Genomic DNA, 384 nt, shown 5'->3' on the forward strand with positions numbered 1-384 from the left:
CCATCTCCACCACGTCCTCGGGCGACTTCTTCGGCGCTAATCGGTGTCGAATCGCGGCACCTGGTCCGCACGCAGATCTGGCCAGGGACGCGGCACCAGCTCGTCGAGCGTGACACCCAGCACTTGAGCGATCGCCATGATGTTCGCCAGCGATGGGTTCGCCGGCGTCCCGGGCATCGACTCGCCCTTCTCAAACTTCTGGAACGTGTAGCGGCTCAGCCCCGACGTATAGGCCAGCTGCTCCTGCGTGAGCCCACGCTCCAGACGAAGCCGCTGAATGTTCGCGCCGAGGTCGCGTGCGAAGGCATCCCAGGCCACCGGCGGTCGCTTCTTCGCCATCTCTCCAACCCCGCCAGGACGTCCGACTGCTGCTGTGTACCCAAG

1 protein-coding gene is annotated in these 384 nt (G+C 65.4%); it reads right to left on the minus strand.

Features of this window, described 5'->3' with window-relative positions; all coding sequences use genetic code 11:
* Positions 1-36: 36 nt before the first annotated feature.
* Entirely contained in the window at positions 37-339 is a 303-nt protein-coding gene (locus tag D9V41_RS16700; protein ID WP_121795628.1) for a helix-turn-helix domain-containing protein, read from the minus strand.
* Positions 340-384: the final 45 nt, after the last annotated feature.

The organism is Aeromicrobium phragmitis (genome assembly GCF_003674095.1).
Lineage (GTDB): Bacteria > Actinomycetota > Actinomycetes > Propionibacteriales > Nocardioidaceae > Aeromicrobium > Aeromicrobium phragmitis.

What these genes read in the sequence shown, in the direction of transcription:
- D9V41_RS16700 (WP_121795628.1), bottom strand. Translation starts at nt 339, where the DNA reads ATGGCGAAGAAGCGACCGCCGGTGGCCTGGGATGCCTTCGCACGCGAC.